At 57.8% G+C, this 18,032-nt stretch carries 17 protein-coding genes and 1 pseudogene; 9 read left to right on the forward strand and 9 right to left on the reverse strand.

The features are described 5' to 3' along the window. Nucleotides 1-688: 688 nt before the first annotated feature. The gene (locus V1290_RS29115; protein ID WP_334367564.1) at nt 689-1,297 is read left to right on the forward strand and encodes a hypothetical protein; all 609 of its coding nucleotides are present in this window, start codon (nt 689-691) and stop codon (nt 1,295-1,297) included. Nucleotides 1,298-1,359: 62 nt separating this feature from the next. Beyond that, nucleotides 1,360-1,818: a nuclear transport factor 2 family protein gene (locus V1290_RS29120; protein ID WP_334367565.1), complete on the forward strand. Its 459-nt coding sequence runs from the start codon at nt 1,360-1,362 to the stop codon at nt 1,816-1,818. A gap of 359 nt (nt 1,819-2,177) precedes the next feature. Here V1290_RS29120 and V1290_RS29125 read toward each other — a convergent pair whose 3' ends face one another. Beyond that, the gene (locus V1290_RS29125) at nt 2,178-2,648 is read right to left on the reverse strand and encodes a cupin domain-containing protein (protein ID WP_334367566.1); all 471 of its coding nucleotides are present in this window, start codon (nt 2,646-2,648) and stop codon (nt 2,178-2,180) included. Between the two features lie 381 nt (nt 2,649-3,029). Between V1290_RS29125 and V1290_RS29130 the strand changes: the two genes are divergently transcribed. Both V1290_RS29130 and V1290_RS29135 read left to right on the forward strand, forming a co-directional pair. Continuing rightward, nucleotides 3,030-3,218 carry a hypothetical protein gene (locus tag V1290_RS29130; protein ID WP_334367567.1) on the forward strand — a complete coding sequence of 63 codons (189 nt, stop codon included), beginning with the start codon at nt 3,030-3,032 and terminating at the stop codon, nt 3,216-3,218. Nucleotides 3,219-3,802: 584 nt separating this feature from the next. After that, entirely contained in the window at nt 3,803-4,057 is a 255-nt protein-coding gene (locus tag V1290_RS29135; protein ID WP_334367568.1) for a hypothetical protein, read from the forward strand. 174 nt (nt 4,058-4,231) lie between these two features. Here V1290_RS29135 and V1290_RS29140 read toward each other — a convergent pair. Then, a pseudogene (locus tag V1290_RS29140) lies at nt 4,232-4,309 on the reverse strand (transposase); the annotation flags it as partial. Between the two features lie 403 nt (nt 4,310-4,712). Between V1290_RS29140 and V1290_RS29145 the strand changes: the two are divergent. The 3 genes from V1290_RS29145 to glgX all read left to right on the forward strand — a co-directional run bounded on the left by V1290_RS29145 (nt 4,713) and on the right by glgX (nt 8,076). After that, the gene (locus tag V1290_RS29145) at nt 4,713-4,925 is read left to right on the forward strand and encodes a hypothetical protein (protein ID WP_334367569.1); all 213 of its coding nucleotides are present in this window, start codon (nt 4,713-4,715) and stop codon (nt 4,923-4,925) included. 75 nt (nt 4,926-5,000) lie between these two features. Then, entirely contained in the window at nt 5,001-5,195 is a 195-nt protein-coding gene (locus V1290_RS36635; protein ID WP_442895080.1) for a putative zinc-binding metallopeptidase, read from the forward strand. Between the two features lie 649 nt (nt 5,196-5,844). Further along, nucleotides 5,845-8,076 carry a glycogen debranching protein GlgX gene (gene glgX / locus V1290_RS29150; RefSeq protein ID WP_334367570.1) on the forward strand — a complete coding sequence of 744 codons (2,232 nt, stop codon included), beginning with the start codon at nt 5,845-5,847 and terminating at the stop codon, nt 8,074-8,076. On the opposite strand, the gene V1290_RS29155 is transcribed toward glgX, so the two are convergent. The 3 genes from V1290_RS29155 to V1290_RS29165 form a co-directional block, all read right to left on the reverse strand. Continuing rightward, on the reverse strand, nt 8,073-9,656 hold the full coding sequence (locus V1290_RS29155; protein WP_334367571.1) for a putative maltokinase: 1,584 nt from the start codon (nt 9,654-9,656) through the stop codon (nt 8,073-8,075). The genes glgX and V1290_RS29155 overlap by 4 nt on opposite strands. Next, nucleotides 9,644-11,578 carry an alpha-1,4-glucan--maltose-1-phosphate maltosyltransferase gene (locus tag V1290_RS29160; protein ID WP_334369208.1) on the reverse strand — a complete coding sequence of 645 codons (1,935 nt, stop codon included), beginning with the start codon at nt 11,576-11,578 and terminating at the stop codon, nt 9,644-9,646. The genes V1290_RS29155 and V1290_RS29160 overlap by 13 nt, the downstream gene beginning before the upstream one ends. Before the next feature lie 283 nt (nt 11,579-11,861). Next, complete coding sequence (locus tag V1290_RS29165) at nt 11,862-12,197, reverse strand: hypothetical protein (RefSeq protein ID WP_334367572.1); 336 nt, start codon at nt 12,195-12,197, stop codon at nt 11,862-11,864. 716 nt (nt 12,198-12,913) lie between these two features. Here V1290_RS29165 and V1290_RS29170 point away from each other — a divergent pair. Further along, a complete protein-coding gene (locus V1290_RS29170) occupies nt 12,914-14,323 on the forward strand; it encodes a phenylacetate--CoA ligase family protein (protein WP_334367573.1) in 1,410 nt (469 codons plus the stop codon). Nucleotides 14,324-14,385: 62 nt separating this feature from the next. Continuing rightward, complete coding sequence (locus V1290_RS29175) at nt 14,386-14,769, forward strand: hypothetical protein (RefSeq protein WP_334367008.1); 384 nt, start codon at nt 14,386-14,388, stop codon at nt 14,767-14,769. Between the two features lie 335 nt (nt 14,770-15,104). Here V1290_RS29175 and V1290_RS29180 read toward each other — a convergent pair whose 3' ends face one another. The 4 genes from V1290_RS29180 to V1290_RS29195 form a co-directional block, all read right to left on the reverse strand. Further along, nucleotides 15,105-15,593 carry a hypothetical protein gene (locus V1290_RS29180; RefSeq protein ID WP_334367009.1) on the reverse strand — a complete coding sequence of 163 codons (489 nt, stop codon included), beginning with the start codon at nt 15,591-15,593 and terminating at the stop codon, nt 15,105-15,107. Between the two features lie 17 nt (nt 15,594-15,610). Further along, a complete protein-coding gene (locus tag V1290_RS29185) occupies nt 15,611-15,838 on the reverse strand; it encodes a hypothetical protein (protein ID WP_334367010.1) in 228 nt (75 codons plus the stop codon). Between the two features lie 222 nt (nt 15,839-16,060). Continuing rightward, entirely contained in the window at nt 16,061-16,783 is a 723-nt protein-coding gene (locus V1290_RS29190) for a metallophosphoesterase family protein (protein WP_334367011.1), read from the reverse strand. After that, nucleotides 16,773-17,567 (reverse strand): hypothetical protein, encoded by a 795-nt coding sequence (locus V1290_RS29195; RefSeq protein ID WP_334367574.1) that lies wholly within the window; start codon nt 17,565-17,567, stop codon nt 16,773-16,775. The genes V1290_RS29190 and V1290_RS29195 overlap by 11 nt, the downstream gene beginning before the upstream one ends. Between the last annotated feature and the right edge of the window lie 465 nt (nt 17,568-18,032).

The raw sequence follows: 18,032 nt of genomic DNA on the forward strand, positions 1-18,032 counted from the left end.
TCGACGGTCTGGATTGCTGTATAGTATTGTTTCCTCCTTGGCCGTTGATGCTTTGATTGGCTACTAGAGGTAGTTGGTTGGCTACCAACAGCGCGAGACTAGGATTCGGCACAATGGTCCGCAACCACAATTCGCTTGCCGCCAGCGATGCCGACTGAACCAAACCTGGCGCCGCGGCGCCGAGGACGGGGGCATCCTCCCATTTCGAATCTGGCCAACAATGTACGGCGCGCGTCCGCGCGCTCACGGCGAAAGAGGGCTCAGGGAATGTCAGCTGCTTTGCCCTGTCCATTGCGTCGCACGCAGAATGGAATGAGCATATGAGCTTCGGTCGCAACGGGTACGCCACTTGCACCGGCATTCCCTACGCGATGCTTTCACTGACGTCGGCTTTGGGTCAAAATGCGACTTGGCGAGGACGGCAGCTCTTGGCACTTTTCGGACCTGCTGTGATGGCCCGATGATGTCTGCTCCTGAGGGTCGCACGGACATTCCTGTCACGAGGGCCAACTTCCGAAAATTGACTCATAGCGGTCATCCACGGCAATGGAGGCGCGCAATTACATTGGTTGCGGACGAAGATTGACAGGCGCCTGCGCACACCGCCGACATTGCCGCTAACGGTCGTCACGCATATCTCTCACGAGGTCTCGTCGTGTCGCGAACTCTTGAAGGATTGGAGATGACCATGAGCAACGAGTCCCGCCGCTTGGCCGGCATTCTGCTGATCGTCCTGCCGACCGTCATGTATGGTGGCGTACGCATCCTTTCTCTTCTGATCGGCGACCCGAAGTACTTGGACAACCCGTTGCGCCAGGATTTGTGGCGCGCGGGCCATGCACATGCGGGCGTTTGGCTCATCTTGGCGCTCGTGGCTCTGCGCTACGTGGATGAGGCCAACCTCTCAAATGCGATGAAGTGGATTGTGCGAGGTTCGATCCCCATCGCCGCAACCCTGGTGCCGGCTGCCTTTTCCTATCCGTCCTGTCGCCTGACGCTAAGGTCCCGAACGGGCTCATCTATCTGGCCTATGTTGGCGCAGTGGTGCTGGCAGTCGGCGTGTTCGTTCTCGGCATTGGCCTCGTCAGGCGTCCGGCACAACGATCTTGAGGTTCGCCGGCGTCGACTGATCCGCCGGTACAGAGGAAAACAGCGCCCTGTTGGCGCTGTTCCTCACTCAAGGAACGAAAGTTTAGTCGTTTGTTCGGCTAAGGGGACTAAACTCACCATCACGGGAAGTGTACCCATCACGCCGATCTGGAGGACCATCCCAGATCGTTATAACAGGCATCCGTGATGCGGTGTGGCCCGGCCTAGTGGCGAACCTGGCAGCATGTTCACGTTGGACGGAGAACGCGTATGCTATACAGCTACGTAGTAAAAAGATTAGTTCGGCAAAGCTTTGAGAACGTCAACAACCACAACTATGATGAGCTGCTCAAGGCGGTTGCACCAAATGTTCATCACCGTTTTGCCGGCGCCCATTCCATTGGTGGCGAGCGTCACGACAAAGAGGCGATGTGCCGTTGGCTAGGGCGCGTCGGCCGCGTCTTGCCGAACCTTCACATCAAGGTCAACGATATCTGGGTGAAGGGCGGGCCGTGGCACACCACGGTGTTCGTGCAGTGGGATGCGACGGCTACACTGTTGAATGGCGACCCCTCATACTTCAACCGCGGTTTTCATGTTATTACTATGCGATGGGGCAAAGTCTATTCGCTCGACGTATTTGAGGATTCCCAAGAGGTGGCGCGCGGGCTCGCCATTCAAGCCGAATCCGGCCTGAAAGAGGCCATTGCCGAACAAATCGTTAGCTAACTTGGGGCGGTTCGACTTAAGCGTGCGCGCTGGCTAATACGTGGTCCACTCGCCAAACGGCGCTTCTTTGAATGAGGAATTGAACTATATCCGGCGTGAACCGCTTATCCGCAGCGACGGGTGTCGAATGAGGAGCCGTTTGCTGCAGTGTATGAGTCCGGAAGTGGCACTTTCCGGACCTTCCGAAGCGGCCTGACTATGTCAGTTCATCGCGCCAAAGCCGATTTCGCAACTGCGCACGCCGAGGTCCGAGAGTGACCCCTTTGCGACATCAGCCGCGCGGGAATTTAGGAACGGCTAAAGCACTATGTATTCGTCGGAATGGCGCAGCCGGTCACTTGGGATATTGCGAGGGCCGATTATCTGTATTCCGTTGCATATTTGCTGGCGATCTCGTTGACCTGCTCCCGCGTCAGCTGCTTTGGCGGGACCCCGGGCGGATTGCAGGTGTCGCGGAAAAAGCCATCCAAGCCAGCAGGCGCCATGATCCAGAGCAGGAGCAATTCGTGATCGGGATTGGCGAACCCATGCCAAGCATTCCTGGGAATGAATATCGTTCCGCCCTTCTCGAAAGGGTGTCGTGTATCGTTCAATGTGAAAATTCCGCTGCCTTCCAGAACGTAGAAGGCTTCGTCCATCAGCAAGTGTCGGTGGATCGGAATACCCGCACCGACAGTCACCTGCTGAGTCCCCAAGGCAAGACTGTCCGAGCCCGTGGTAGGGCCGACCTTGATGAAGATATTGCCGACGTCGCGAAAATGAACGAGATGTTCGCCTTCGGCGGGGCCAAGTACATATCCTTGTGACGCCGCGGACTGAGCCTGGGTCATGCTGTTCCTCCGATCCGATGGATACTACTTGAATGGTATCATTCAGCACCTCATGCATCCAACGGCCTCCAACGTCGGTTCTTGGCACTTTTGCGAAGTGCCAATCGGCACGGAGAGTGTCTGCTTATCGGGGTAGACCGGAAGTGGTCGGCCTAAATTTTTGGGTCGCTGATTTCACGACATATTGGTCGACTTCTCTCCCGTAAAGGCGCACCGTTCCTGTGACGCTTGAACTGAAGCGTCACAACGTTTGCGTAAACTCATCTAACCACACTCAAGGCGGCCTAACATGCGCGCCCCAGACCCCGTCGTAACGTTTATTGTAGTTCTCGTAATCGGCCTTGCCGCTGGCTTTCTATTCGACCGGCTTGCGGGGCCGTCATGGCTTGCTCGTCATTCTCCGGATCAACCCGCGGCATCGTCACAAGCGCATTGGTGGGTACGGCTGGCGCGTTGATTGGCTATCACATCGCGGTGCTTCTCGCGCTCGGCGGCCGGATAGTGACGTCGGTAATTGCAGCGGCGCTCGGGGCGACTGTGGTGCTGTTCGGTTGGCGGATGGCGAAATAATAAAAATATTTCTGCTCGTGGCCACTTTCGAGACATGCCGAGCGCGCCGCACTGCAGCATTTCGCTCCCGCAAACCGACCGTCCCCTCGCGCCTTTTGATGATCAGGGCTATTCTTTCTCTCCGATCGTGGTTTCGGCGAAGCGCGTGAATGGCAAGAAATGAGCCGCACAGCTTTCGTTGGTGATCAAATGGCGCACAGCGGCCAAAAGGGCTTCGGCATGACCAAGCACGGCCGATCGGGGCACGCGACCCGATCGCCGCGTTTCCGCTTCCTGCAGAAGCTCGAAGCACAAAAGAACGATCGCAGGGACCGCTCTCGGATCAAGGACCCGAAACAGTCCGTCGAAGAGCTATTCCATCCCCGGAAGCCAACATGAACCTGACGAACTAGCTAAGTCCGGGTCTACGTCGGTTGCTGGAGGAAAAACGGACTACGTTTGCGCTGTTAGAGACTTCCGAGTCTGACCCAAAAGGAGACTGACGCGAGCGGGATCCCTAGGTGCGACGTGGAGTCAGGGCCAAGGCCCCAGGAACTAAGGTTTCACACGCCAGTTGCTTGAAGAGAAGCTAAGGGAGAACTCCCATGGACATGACCGACGCCTCTGCGATGACCGAAGCTTCCGGGCTGACGAGCGACCAGGAGCGGATCGAGCACGCTTCCGAGGCCATACGTGACATGACTGACGACATGACGGGCAATTCCGCACCGCTTGCGCCAAGGTCGCGATCGCTTACCGAACCCCTGGCCGATCACTTGCGCCGGATGACGCTTGCGGCTCCCCTACACTCGTTGGTGATAGCTTTCTTGCTCGGCACGTTTGTAGGTCGACGATACTGAACTGCGCGGTAGTAAGTCACGCGATCCCGCGGGGAGGGTAGCTTCTGGCGGATTGTGTTGAAGAAGTCCGCGAACTGGCAATTTGGGATCGGACAATGCGACCGGCGCACGGGTGCTTGATTGTGCCTAAGCGGGCTGGAGCGCAGGGATCGGGATCAGCTTTGCGAGTTTCCGGCCGAGCTGGCAGAACCAGCGATAAGCGAGGTTCAGGTGCACCTCCTCGCACAACTGCCGTTCGGAACGAATGCCGTATCTTGCACGACGGTTGCCAGAACTTTTCGTCTCCCGCCGGACACCCCGCCTTCTTCCTGCGGCGCACACAATTCTCCGCGGGCGCCACTTCGATTGACGAATTTGCCACGCCCATCAGTCGAGCGATTTCTCGAGCTTTTGTGCCGCCCGAAAGTCATCCATGTGATGTAGGTTCGGGCCGTATGCGGCCTCCTTCGTCAGGAGGTGATAGATCCTTCCTACCACGATCTGGAGGTGCCTCATCCGTCCGACGGGCATCGCCCGAGCCCGGCAAAGGGCTCGGACAGCATGGGCTCGGAAATAGTGAAAAGCGTCCGACATGCGGATCCAACGTCCGTCGGGGATTTTGGTTCTTCCAGCCGCCCCTCCAGGAACCCCTCGGAGATCACCTGGTTGAAAAGGCATGACAAGAATTCTCTACGAAAGCGCCAACGGTGACGTCTGGCGGCTGGTCCGTGATCCGCAATCGGGTGTCGCGATGGTGGAGCACAAGCCCAATGCCAGCTCCGGGGGACGTGCGTCCCTGATCGAAATCGGAAAATTCCTTCGAGCTGGCGCCAACGGTCCCGAACACCAGGCTCTACTCCAGTTGATTGGCACCCTGGTCAACGACTGACGAGCGTCAGGAAGGACGACTGGCCGCCGACTGCATTGGCGGTCTGCGCGCGATGGTCGAGTTCGACACCATGCGATCGAGGATTTCGATGCCGTGACGCGGGCGTGGTTTCTATTCGTACTCGCGATGGACAGTCTGTGCCGCACCATCGGCACCTCGGACATGTACGCATTCGTGTTGACGCGCCCGGTGATCGGCAAGATGGCGTTTATTCAAGAGCTTGTTCAACGCGAGCGGTCGGCGTTACCGCCGGCTCCGGCGGCGGGGTAGGGGGGACAGTCGCCCAGGTGACGTTCCCTTGAAACAAAGCCGGTCTAATCGCATTGTAGCACCATCACCAGCAATGGTCAGCCAAAGACGCGGGTGGAGATAGTGTGTGCTCCCGATATGATACAGGAGGTGCGCATGTGCGATTTGTGCCGCGAGCTGGACTATAAGATCGAAGCGTGTCGGAGATTAGAAAACTCAACCGATGACAAGCTAACGCGCGAAGCTCTCGCTGACCTCATCAGGGAATACGAGGAAGACAAAGCCAGGCTCCATCCACACCAGGCGGAGGAGGCATGGCGAAGTTAAGTTGCTTCGCAGTGTTCAATCGTGCGCAAGCCTTATGCTCGACCGATTGAGCGGCGAGTTGCAAAAGATGGCTCCGCGCTAACTCACCGGCACGCCGTCCGTAATGTCAGTATTGAACGTAGCGGATGGCCGGTAGAGTCCCTTCGCTTCAGACACGGGCCTGGATCGAGCGGCATACAAAGACTTTGGATCGCTAAAGCTGCGGGAGTTCAAGGGCCACTCCGAACAAGGGCGGCTGCTTTTTACGCCTGGTGGGTGACGGGAACCAAAGCATGGATAGCGCTTTTACTGGACAGCGTACAGCCGCCCTTGCGCGTTGCAGGGGATGCGTCCGGGATTGTTCATGAACAAGGTCAAGGATAAGAGACTAGCCCGGGCGGCGGCAAGCCTTCGGCGTGCTCCGGTGCTGGAAGGTAAGCCCTTTCCGCTTGGAGCCACCTGGGATGGCCTTGGCGTTAACTTCGCACTGTTTTCGGCTCATGCCACCAAGGTCGAGCTCTGCCTCTTCGATGACAGCGGAAAGAAAGAGATCGAACGCATCGAGCTGCCCGAATACACCGATGAAGTCTGGCACGGTTATATACCGACCGCACGTCCGGGTACAGTCTACGCCTACCGGGTCCACGGCCCTTACGAGCCAGATGCGGGACACCGTTTCAATCCCAACAAGCTCGTGATTGATCCTTATGCTAAGCAGCTTGTGGGCGCGCTGCGTTGGGGACCAGAATTATTCGGCTATGAGCTCGGTCACTCGGACAAGGACAAGTCCTTCGATTCACGCGACAGCGCGCATCTTATGCAAAAATGCCGCGTGATAGACGCCGCCTTCACCTGGGGCCGTGCGGCAAAGCCCGAGGTGTCCTGGGACCGCACCATCTTTTACGAGATGCACGTCAAAGGTTTTACCCGAAGCCATCCGCTTGTACCAGAAGGCGACCGCGGTACCTTCGCCGGACTTTGCCATCCGCATATCCCTCCTTATCTTCGCGCGCTTGGGATCACGAGCGCTGAATTTCTACCCATCCATGCATTTGTGGACGATAGTTATCTTACGGAGAAGGGCCTGCGTAACTATTGGGGCTATAACTCGCTTGCATTTTTCGCGCCCGAGCCGCGCTATCTCAAGACGCTTTTTGCGAATGAGTTCAAGGAAGCCGTCAACCAGTTCCACGCCCATGGTATCGAGGTGATTCTCGACGTCGTCTATAATCATACTGCCGAAGGGAACGAACTCGGGCCAACGCTTTCCTTCAAGGGCATCGATAATGCGAGCTATTATCGCCTGCTTCCGGACCAGAAGCGCTACTACATCAATGATACCGGTACCGGCAATACCGTAAACTTGTCGCACCCGCGCGTGCTCCAGATGGTCGCGGACAGCCTTCGCTACTGGGCGACCGAAATGCGCGTGGATGGTTTCCGCTTCGACCTTGCGACCATTCTTGCGAGGGAGCCCTACGGTTTCGATGAAGGCGGCGGCTTTCTGGATGCCTGTCGGCAGGATCCGATCCTTTCGTCTGTCAAGCTGATCGCCGAGCCTTGGGATGTAGGCCCGGGCGGCTATCAGGTCGGCCGATTTCCCCCGGGATGGGCGGAATGGAATGATAAATTCAGGGATGACGTGCGGCGCTTTTGGAAAGGGGATGAAGGCATGACACCCGAATTTGCGCGGCGCATCACCGCATCGGGCGACCTCTTCAACAAGCGTGGCCGCAGGCCATGGTCGTCCGTCAATTTCGTTACGGCGCATGACGGCTTCACACTGTACGACGTCGTTTCCTACAATGATAAACACAACGAGGCCAATGGCGAAGACAACCGCGACGGACACTCGGACAATCATTCGTGGAATCACGGCGCTGAAGGGCCGACTGATGATCCAGAGATCATCGAGCTTCGCGAGCAGCAAAAGCGCAATCTCCTAGCGACGACGCTGCTGTCGCACGGGACGCCTATGATTCTCGCGGGTGACGAGTTTGGCCATACCCAGGGCGGCAACAACAACGCCTATGCTCAGGACAATGACACGACATGGCTCAACTGGATCGGTATCTCGGCCGAAGGTCGCGCGTTGCGGGAATTCGTCCGCAAGCTAATCGCGACACGGCAGGCCTTTCCCATCCTGCATCGCTCAAGGTTCGTCATCGGCAACGTCAATGAAGAACTAGACGTGAAGGACGTAAGCTGGCTCGCTCCGAACGGCCTGGAGATGACAACGGCGGATTGGGACAATCCGGCCACGCGATGTTTCGGTATGCTGCTTGACGGAAGGGCCCAGGACACTGGCGTCAAACGGCAAGGCTCGGATGCGACGCTGCTGCTTATTTATAACGCGCATCATGATTTCGTCGAATTCGTCTTGCCCGAAGTGCCGCAGGGCCGCGCCTGGGCCGGGCTCATTGATACGCATGTACCGGATGTGACGGTGACGGTTTATCCTTTTGGCCATCGCTTAAAGGCCGCTGGTCGATCAATGCTGGCGCTCGGCCTCGCGACGGAAGAGACCATGACGCGACGGCTCCGCCAGGGTCTTGGTGCCATCATGGATATTGCCGAATTTCCACTTCCGGTCTAGGCCACGCCTCCTTCTTCGAGAACGCGCAGGACGCCTTGCAATGGCACGGAAATCCAAGCCGGCCGGTAGGAAAGCTCGTATTCGACCTCATAGAGCGCTTTTTCGAGCAGAAAGAAATTCAACATCGCTTTCGTATCCTCGGCGCGGTCAGGCCACAGAACCGAGGCGCCTATCGCTTCCTGATAAGCGCTCAGAAAGCCATCGGTGGACTGTTGGCGCCATGCGAATAAGGCTCGCGACGTCAGGGTGTTGAGCTTTTCTGACTTCTGCCTCTGCTGCCTCGAGGCCATGGCGGCGTAGTCCAGTGAGCGCAAAACACCTGCGACGTCGCGCGCAGCAGGAGCCTTGCGCCTCCGGTCGGCCAAGGGTCGGCTGGGCTCGCCCTCGAAGTCTATGATGACTGCGTCCTCATTGGCTACAAGCACCTGGCCCAAATGCAAATCGCCGTGATGGCGTATCTTGCAGCGGCCAAGCGAAGGACGGATAAGGTTAGCTGCGTAATCATACAGTCGGGGTTTGACCCGCAACAAGCGCTCCATGAGGGGGCGGTCGTTCACATCCAGCGGCGATTCCTCCAACCTCTTGAATATACGAGCAGCGCGCTCCATAACGTCGCCGATCCAGAAATCGAGATCGCCTTCGTCGATCGCCTCAGGCTTGAACGCCCCTATGTCATCGCGGCTCGCCAATGAGCGATGCATCTCCGCGACACGGCATCCCAGACGCCGCACCCACTGGAGATAATCCCGCCGTGCGGTGATCGCTTTGTCGCGTTCTTCAGAGCCTTTCCCCATAGAGTCAAGGTAAATGCTGAGGCGCTCAGCCGACCAGGTCCAGGCATCACCGCGGTTCGGCACAAATGCGTGGACGATACCAAGGGCATAACTCGCCGAAGCATGAGCAGCCTCGAGGTGGCCAAGCAGCGCGGGCGTATACGCAAAGTTCGCGGCCTCGGTCAGAAAGTGTCCCATCTCGATTTCGGAGTTTTCGCCAGGCTCGATTTGGCGGTACAGCTTCACGACATAGTCCTGATCAACCAGCGCCGTACTGTTAGATTGTTCGCCTTGAATTGCGCGGATCCGGGATGGAGTATTCGGTGGTTGGCTCCCGAGTTTGCTCGTGGGCTTGAAGTCTAGCCGCCAACCCGAGCCGGCGATGGAGGCCTCCCGTCGAAGGTGCTCAAGGATTCGTCGGATGAAAGCCGGGTCAGCAGCGACGTCGCACAGCAATCCTTCACGCTTACCCTGGTGCAAACGGGCCACGATGGATTTATCCAGTTCGGGAGCCGCATCAACGGACCAGTCGACCCGTAAGGGCAGGAGATAGCGCGCGTGATGGTTGGTTTCGATGATGGCGAAAGTGGTTGAGTCCGTGGTGAAAGGAAGGCGTGCAATGATCTTTGGCTTAATTCGCGTTTCAGAGTTACCAGGGAACCACCGGGCTTTGGCGAGATAGGCCGGAAGAAAATGTCTTTCGAGAGCTGCGGTCACCTCTCTGTTCGCAACCCATGAGGAACCTTCCGGTATGTCCAAGAACGCTAGTTTTTCACCGGCGGTTCCCATGTTCGTTAACCCAAGCATCGGAAAATAAGCACGGGATCGTGTATGGGATCGATCCAAAGCCGCATCCCGCCATAGGCGACGGGCGAGGTCGGACCGGATTTGAGGTTTTCGAGCGCGGTCACGGGCTTCAAGTCGCCATGGCCTGGCCGCACTTGCACATCACCGAGCGGGAGCCAGAATTCCCGGAAACCACCCGTTAACGCGATGACGGTCACGACTACGTTTGTCTGATCGGCGGAATGTTTGACGTAGGCTATGACCGAGTTGTCCTCCACGGGCAGAAACCGGATCGCGGAGGTCTGTTGCAGTGCCGGGTTTTCGCGTCGGATACGATTGATCTGGGCGATATAAGGCTTGATGTTTCCGGGCTTGTCCCAATCGCGGGATTTCAATTCGTATTTTTCGGAATTGAGATACTCCTCGCGGCCGGGTATCGGCTCATGCTCGAGGAGTTCAAAACCGTTATAGATGCCGTAGTTGCTTGATAACGTTGCGGCCAGCGCAAGCCGCGTCTTGAACGTCCATGGCTCGCCGCGCTGAAGATGGAACGGCAGGATGTCGGGCGTGCTAACAAAGAAATTAGGACGATAAAATTCGCGCTCGGGGTAACCCGCGAGCTCGTTCACATATTGCTCGATCTCCCATCTTTCCGTGCGCCACGTGAAGTACGTGTAAGACTGCGTGAAGCCGAGCTTGGCAAGCCCCTTCATGACTTTGGGCCTGGTGAATGCCTCCGAAAGGAACAGCACGTCAGGATCGCGCGCTTGTACTTCCTTGATCAGCCATTCCCAAAAGCGAAACGGCTTCGTGTGTGGGTTGTCGACACGAAAGATTTTGACGCCTTGCGAGACCCAGAACAGGATGACATCGCGCAACGCTCGGTATAACCCCTCAGCATCGTCTGATTCGAAATCAACATTCACGATGTCTTCGTATTTCTTTGGGGGGTTCTCCGCGTATTTCATCGAGCCGTCTGGACGGCGTTTGAACCACTCCGGATGCTGCTTGAGCCAGGGGTGATCCGGTGAACATTGAATAGCGAAGTCGAGCGCGACCTCCATGCCGGCGGCAGCGCATGCCGCAACAAACCGACGAAATTCATCCAGGCTTCCAAGCTGCGGGTGGATGGCATCATGTCCACCCTCATGTGAGCCAATCGCGTAAAAGCTGCCCGGATCACCGTCGACCGCCCTGAGAGCATTGTTGCGTCCCTTGCGGTTCGTGCGTCCAATCGGGTGGATGGGCGTCAAATACACGACATCGAAGCCCATGGCCTGGATGTCAGGAAGACGATCAATGCAGTCGTTCCACGTGCCGTGCTGTCCCGGGTGAGGACTCTGGCTGCGCGGCACCATCTCGTACCAGGAGCTGTAGCGAGCCTGGGGCCTATCCACCATGAGTGTAAGCGGCTTCGATCGGGTGAGATCCGTACGCTCTTGCCCTTCAGCCATCGCCTTTCTGAGGTCATCGGAGAGCAGGACCTCGCACTTGCCCGACTGTAAGAAGGCTTCGCATGTACGTGCAATCTTCACTGTAGCTTCCTGACCGCCGCTCACGGCGCGGGTAAGCAGGGAAGCTCCCTCCATGGCGTCAAGCTCGGTCGCCACATTGGCTTTCCGTTTTTGCTCAAAGCCATGTCGCCACGTCGCGAATTCGTCAGTCCACGCCTCAATCGCGTAGCTGTAGAGGCCGGTCTTCTCAGGCACCAAGGATCCCACCCAGCGGTCATTGCCATGGTGAATCATGGCGGTCCGCTGCCAATCGGATTCGGGCTCGCGGCGCCATATCAAGTCGGCGGCAACGACATCGTGGCCGTGGCGATAGATATCTGCCCAGACCTCGACGGCCTCGCCCACGATCCGTTTGACCGCAAAGCGGCCACAGTCAATTGAGGGGAAGATCTCCTCGATATGAAAAGCCTGTTTTACAGGAGCGCTCATGGCATGATGGGGACGCAGCAGCACAGAGACTTATGTACGAATGCCGGATGTGCCGGATTGGTTCCTGAGTGCTGCCGGCGCCTCGGGAAGGAACTGTTTGGGGATCACGCGGTTAGACTTCCGGACCATTTATCTTGGTCTTCGGCGACGCATTGATGCTACCAAGAGGCACTCGAATATTTCGAGTTGCCGCTACGAATCAGTGCTTATCCTCTTGCCACCACTCGTTCGAAACGGACTGGTTGCTAAACGTGCCGCGGCCAAAAGTGCGCGGCTGCGCGCACTAACGAGGAATGTCATCATGAGCCCGAATACGGAGCCAATCGGCATGAAAAAGGACCCGGATGACGCGCAGGCATAGTATCGACGAACAAGCCGACAACGCGCCTTGGGTTAAGGCTCTCGCGAAGGTGCAGCTGATGGCGGCGGGGAGGCGTACTGCTACCAGCACGTCCAGGTCATCGCGGTGGCCATCGACCAGTACGCGGAGAAGGCGCTGGGCAATCGCGAGTACTTCCTCAACAAACCCTACAGCATTAGTGGGGGCAGGAAGGATCACGTCCCCTGATTGTTCGAGATTCAGGGAAATAAGCAAAAATGCCCGCTCGCCCTCCAGCATGGCGCTCCGATCACACCGCCGCAACTCCGGTAAGCACGACAGTCCCTATTCGCCGGGGCAACTGGCGATGGGCGGCCGGAGGCGAGCCCCGCAGGCCATTGCTGAAAGCTAGGACCGCGGCCCAAGCTTATTAGTTTTTACGGATGGCTTAAGCCAAAGTCCGCATTTGGCACTTTTCGGACATGCCGCGATTTCCGAGTTGAGTCTGTTTTCGGGGGTAAAGCGGAAGTTGGATCTCGAGCCTGCCAAGGGCAGCTTTTGGCGCAAACCGGACATTCGGCCCGACCCGCTCCGCACGCGCATCAAAGAATGCACGTTGGCGTCATTCGAGCAGCCGCTGGCGTCTCGTCCATCCGGATGCGATAGGGCGCGACGCCCGTGGTCCGGTCGGGCGGATCAGCCCTAACCGGATCTCGGCTTTCACCTAGTCGTGAGTTGGGTCCGCTGCCTGCGCGGGTCTACATCAAGGGCGGGTTGATCGAGACGGTCTCTCGCGCCACGAGCGCCAGAAGGACCTGAGTCGACAGTGCCAGTGCCCGACGGGGCCAGCGCCGACAGTGCCAGCGTCCTAGCGGCCAGAGAAAGCGAGCATCAACCTCCGCGCCCCACGCGGCGCAAGCGCTTGCGCCGCGAGTTGGGCGCGGTTGGTTAGTTATAGGCCGTTTTCGTCTGATGATCCTGTAAGCCTTCGCGAGCATCTTGCGCGGTGGTGCGACGTGAATGTCATCGCCACGCGCTCGCCTGCTGTGGGTTCTGTCATGAGCGAAAGCATCTCATCGGTATTGCTCGATGCGCATTGCGCAAGAAGGCAAGGTCTCAATGCCATCGCCCAGCGACAACGCGCTCGGCTTGGCGAGGTCGTCGCCCTCGCTCGCGCCAACTCGCCCTATTATCGCGAACTCTATCAGGGTCTACCGGAGCGGATTGAGAGTTCGTCCGTGCTCCCGGTGGCTAATAAGCAAGAGCTAATGCGTCATTTTGACGACTGGGTCACCGATCGCGAAGTTAGTTTCGCGGCAGTGCGAGGGTTCGTCGATAACCCTGAGCTGATCGGGCAACGTCTCCTTGGCAAGTATTCCGTGGCAACCACTTCGGGCAGCACCGGGACACCTGGAATATTTCTGTTGGACACACACAATTGGACGGTCACTCTCGCTTTTTCGCTGCGCATGATGATGGGCTGGCTTCACGCCAGCGACATGTTTCGTCTCCTCGTCCGCGGCGGCCGCGCGGCGTCGGTGCTGGCGATGGGCGGCCATTACATCGGCGCAACCAGCTTTGCTGCAATCCGCACAAAACGGTCGGCCCGACGATTACGGGCGCTTCCGGCGCAGGCGCCGTTGCGCAATCTGGTCGCCGAACTCAATCGGTACCGCCCGGCTCTGCTCATCGGATACGCCAGCGTCATGGCACTATTGGCCGCCGAGCAGGATGCCGGTCGCCTGCATATTCAGCCGGTGCTGGTTCTTCCGACTTCGGAAGGGCTTTCGCAGGACGGATACGACCGGATCGCAAGGGCATTCCACGCCAAGGTCCGGACCGTTTACGTCGCGACGGAATGCCTGTTCATGGCCATCGGCTGTGAACACGGTTGGTATCATATCAACAGCGATTGGGTGATTCTCGAACCCGTCGATGCGAGCTATCGGCCGGTTCCGCAAGGCGAGGAGTCGCATACGGTCCTCGTGAGCAACCTCGCCAATCGCGTGCAGCCGATCCTCCGCTACGATCTAGGCGACCGCATCCTGCGACGACCTGATCCTTGTCCTTGCGGCAACCCGCTTCCGGCGATCCGCGTGCGGGGCCGCACTGCCGACATCCTCACCTTCCCAGCCGAACGCGGAGAGAAAGTCGCAGTGCCACCGCTCGCGCTTGAGATCGATCATGTACCCGGTGTGGAGTTGTTTCAGATAGTGCAGACTGCGCCAACACAATTGCGCGTTCGCCTACATCCCGCAGCCGACGCAGACCCAAACCGGGTTTGGCGGGCGGTGCATTCCGAATTGACCAAGCTGTTGAATGAGCATGGGCTTGGTCACGTGTCTGTTGAGTTGGCGGCCGAACCGCCAGTTCCATCTTCCGCCGGAAAGTGCCGCACCGTCATCCCATTGGTTTCGAGCGCTTGAAGACTGATGAGAGCTTAGGCGGATCGCGCTGCTGCTAAGTGGCCCTAACGAGAGCCAAGGTTATGAAACTAACCTATACGGATTCACGGGATGGAAGGGTGATTATTGGGTTCACCGATGAGCGCGGTGAACACGAAATCGCTCTAAGCACAGTAGAGACGGCAGACCTTATCGGTGCGTTGAGGACCTCGTTAGAGGAGGCGATTGGAAGTCCGGCCGCAGACAGCATGGCCCTTCCCAGCATTGAACGAGTGCAGATCGTTGAGACTGCGGAAGAAATGGTTTTCCGCGTTTATATGAATGATCGCATTTCCCATGATTATCCGGTTCCGAAAGGGACCGTTCTTGCGGATGAGCTTCGGATGCTGGCTGACCGGATGGAGGCGCGCAATTCGGCAAAGGCCACGCATCCATCGCCCGATGCCCAAAAGGGCAAACTGAATTAGCGGATGGCGCATGCTCACAATCGCGACCCTTCTGCAATTTCTAAGTGGTGTCTGCTTAGCTCCCACGAGCGGCGGAAAAGCGGAAATCGCGAGAGGTCCGGCCCCTGACGGCCATTCTCTCAGCCCAATAACACGACCATGTCATGACGACCACAAGCGCTGTCTTCGGCTCGATATCATTTACATACGCTCCACCTTTTATTTCGGGCGCTCCTCAACGCAAAGCGACCCCCACGAGAGACGGCGTCACTTCGGCGCGCATTCCGGGGTTACTACGTCCGAGTGCGATAGGTCAGTCCGAGCAACACGGAAGTTTGACCGCAAAGCGCGGACGCTCAGAACAGCGCGTAATTCGACAGCTCGATCGTGACGGCGTTGAAATCTCGGTCGAGCGTGCCGTCCGGATGGATCCTGAACACGCTGCGACGGCTGGGATATTTCAGTCCGTTGACGTCGACATCGTCGAATATGAAGTGCGCGGCGGGCGTGTCCGCCCATACATCAACCGTATAGTCGTGGCGGCGGAATAACCCATCCGAGCCGAAGTAGAACCGCTGTTCCCTTGTGTGGCTGTGGACGCCTTCCGGGAATCGCACGGCTACGCCACGAAGCGTCTCACCCTCATTCTCGATCGGAGCAACGTCGTGCGCTTCATAGCCCGGCTCGCCGAACACTAACGGCGTCGCATGGTAGGTCCACATGGCATAGCCGTTGAAGTAGGCGAGGTTCAGCGGATCCCATTTCCCGTCGAAGCTGCGATCGAATGCCTCGCGTCCATCGTCGCGAGCGCCGATAATCGAGCCATCTCCGACGGTGATCTCCACATGCAGGGGCGTCCAGGTCATCGTCCAATCCGGTTCGCCAAAAGGGGGTAACCTGTGTCCGCTGGCGGTGGAATTCGCTCGTCGCGCGTGCGCCGCGGCACCGGGATCAAAGGCGCGCCTTTCAGCTCCCAGAGCTTGCCGCCGGTCAGGATGGTCGATGCTATACCCTTGAACTTGACCCAGCGGTCGTGCCCACCATGCGCTTCCAGTGCTACTTTCAACAATGGGTGCAATGCGTCGCTCATCGCGCTTTTCCTCAGGTGAGATTCACGAAGGACCGTCTAATGTGCCTTAATGCTGGATGGTACGTCGTACATAATACCCTCGCGGGATGCAAAGTACTCTCCGGATTGCGACCGAAGGCCTGTTCGGCCTGGCGCGAATCCGAAAGTACGCGTGGACTTGGATGACTGACTGCCCAGAGACGACTCGCTCGATGCAAGGGGCTTTCAGGTGAACTCCTACCGTCAGACGGAAATGAGCGCATAGGGCAACCCTGAAGGCTTCTGCACGCCCATGGCGACGTTGTACACTCGCGCTCCGGCGGGCGTGCGGCCCTCATACTTCCCGCGATGCGCATGACCATGCACGACGGCGCATACTTTGAAGCGGTCAATGGTCTCTGCAAGGCGCGAGCACCCGAGGAAGGGATAAATTTCGAGAGGTTCACCCTCTACCGTGTCGACAATCGGAGCATAGTGAAGGACCACGACGGCGCGCCGGCTGTTCACCGTGCGCATGATGTTCTCCAGCCGCATCGCTTCATTCATCGCTTCGGCAACAAACGTCTTGATCGCCGGCTCGCCGAAAGAGCTCAGCATTCGTGGACCAAATCCGCCGGCAAAGCCTTTCACACCAATAAATGCCACGCCATTAACTTCGGCTGCCTGGCCATCGAGCAGGTGTACGCCCGCGTCACAAAGGATTCGTTTCACCTCGTCGGCATGTCCCGACTCGTAATCGTGATTCCCAAGGACGCCGATTACTGGGATAGAGCAGGCACGCAGCTCTTTAGCGAGGATTTCCGCCTGTGCCGGAGTTCCGGTATCGGTGAGGTCGCCGCAAAGGACCAGGGCACCGGCACTCTTCGAGATTGCTTGAAACAATTCACGAAGCGAGCCCGACTGCCCATCCTTCACATGAAGATCTCCGATGCTTGCAAATGTGAATGAACTTGCATCATCGTTCATTGCCGCACTCGTCTTCGACGTTCAGGAAGCCCCATTTCTCGGTCGCACTTCGGTAATCGGAGCCGGAAAGCAACCGACCGCGGCAGAGTTTCGTCGCCGGTGGCGGATCTTCCCGCTGCCGACTCAATCGTTCAAGAAGATCGTCAAGCAGCCAATCCGGAATGGCATCTCGCTCGCTCGGATAGATCCAACGATACGTGAGTAGATGACAAAGCAGTATCTCCCAATGTGGGTTCATGTACATGATCAGGCGCTGCCAATCGATTGCCTCTCGCTGCTTAAGAATGAGATGGACGATATCGACGCCATCATGACGGTTCCGCTTCTGGATGAACGCCTTGGACCAGATCAGCTCGGTGGGGTTGATCACAGGCACGCAATGCCCGAGCACTTGAGCCTGTGCTGCATACTGAAACCACTCTTCCTGAACCGGCACGGCGCCATTGCTGGAACCAAAGATGACGTCAACGAAATCGCGGCCGCGGTGAACTTTTCCCAGCCAACTCTCATCCGCCGATACCCGATTGTTCCGCTGCAGGTGAGAGAGCAGGCGGGGGAATTCCGCGGCAGTTGTAAAAATGTCCAAGTCCTTTGTCGGGCGCCGTGCGTGGGTATAAAGATTTACGGCGTACCCGCCTCCGATCATGAACGGAAGATCCGATTCGAGGAGATCCCTCAGGACATTTGAATAGAACTGCTCCCTTTGGGTAAGAGACGCGAGCTTGAACGCATCGACATCTGTCGAACGTTCCGTACCCGGCGCTGAGCGATCTCGCGCGAGCACTGATCACTCCATTTGTTCCTGAATATTAATCGGCGCGCATCGTGGAAGTTCCCTTGAGTTCCGAATTGAACGACTCGGCGCGAACGGCCGCGGCGGCAGCAGAAGGCGTGCGCGATCAAGACTATCGAGGCGTAACCGCAATGCCGCACCGACGCGGATTCCGTTCTATGTGGTCAGTATCGTACAGACGCAACTGGAATGAAGGGTAGGCTTCGCGTGTGTAGGGCAATGCAGCGGCGGTTGCGGACTCGTCGAGGAGCCTCCAAGCCTCGAACGAGTCCGCTCGCGCCGCTCTTCGACTAATTGCGCGTATCGACTGCGCCAAGCCATCAAACATTGGCTAGGAAGTTAGACGTTCTTCGGTCTATTTTTCTTGCGCTTATCGTATACTGAACGACCGGTATTGGCGCAAAGCGGACATTCGCCAAAACCGTGAAGTCAGCTAGTTGCCATGACGGACGTTGG

This window comes from Bradyrhizobium sp. AZCC 1578 (genome assembly GCF_036924675.1).
Taxonomy (GTDB): Bacteria; Pseudomonadota; Alphaproteobacteria; order Rhizobiales; family Xanthobacteraceae; genus Bradyrhizobium.

What these genes read in the sequence shown, in the direction of transcription:
- V1290_RS29115 (WP_334367564.1), top strand. Translation starts at nt 689, where the DNA reads ATGAGCAACGAGTCCCGCCGCTTGGCCGGCATTCTGCTGATCGTCCTG.
- V1290_RS29120 (WP_334367565.1), top strand. Translation starts at nt 1,360, where the DNA reads ATGCTATACAGCTACGTAGTAAAAAGATTAGTTCGGCAAAGCTTTGAG.
- V1290_RS29125 (WP_334367566.1), bottom strand. Translation starts at nt 2,648, where the DNA reads ATGACCCAGGCTCAGTCCGCGGCGTCACAAGGATATGTACTTGGCCCC.
- V1290_RS29130 (WP_334367567.1), top strand. Translation starts at nt 3,030, where the DNA reads ATGGCTTGCTCGTCATTCTCCGGATCAACCCGCGGCATCGTCACAAGC.
- V1290_RS29135 (WP_334367568.1), top strand. Translation starts at nt 3,803, where the DNA reads ATGGACATGACCGACGCCTCTGCGATGACCGAAGCTTCCGGGCTGACG.
- V1290_RS29145 (WP_334367569.1), top strand. Translation starts at nt 4,713, where the DNA reads ATGACAAGAATTCTCTACGAAAGCGCCAACGGTGACGTCTGGCGGCTG.
- glgX (WP_334367570.1), top strand. Translation starts at nt 5,845, where the DNA reads ATGAACAAGGTCAAGGATAAGAGACTAGCCCGGGCGGCGGCAAGCCTT.
- V1290_RS29155 (WP_334367571.1), bottom strand. Translation starts at nt 9,656, where the DNA reads ATGCTTGGGTTAACGAACATGGGAACCGCCGGTGAAAAACTAGCGTTC.
- V1290_RS29160 (WP_334369208.1), bottom strand. Translation starts at nt 11,578, where the DNA reads ATGAGCGCTCCTGTAAAACAGGCTTTTCATATCGAGGAGATCTTCCCC.
- V1290_RS29165 (WP_334367572.1), bottom strand. Translation starts at nt 12,197, where the DNA reads ATGCTGGAGGGCGAGCGGGCATTTTTGCTTATTTCCCTGAATCTCGAA.
- V1290_RS29175 (WP_334367008.1), top strand. Translation starts at nt 14,386, where the DNA reads ATGAAACTAACCTATACGGATTCACGGGATGGAAGGGTGATTATTGGG.
- V1290_RS29185 (WP_334367010.1), bottom strand. Translation starts at nt 15,838, where the DNA reads ATGAGCGACGCATTGCACCCATTGTTGAAAGTAGCACTGGAAGCGCAT.
- V1290_RS29190 (WP_334367011.1), bottom strand. Translation starts at nt 16,783, where the DNA reads ATGAACGATGATGCAAGTTCATTCACATTTGCAAGCATCGGAGATCTT.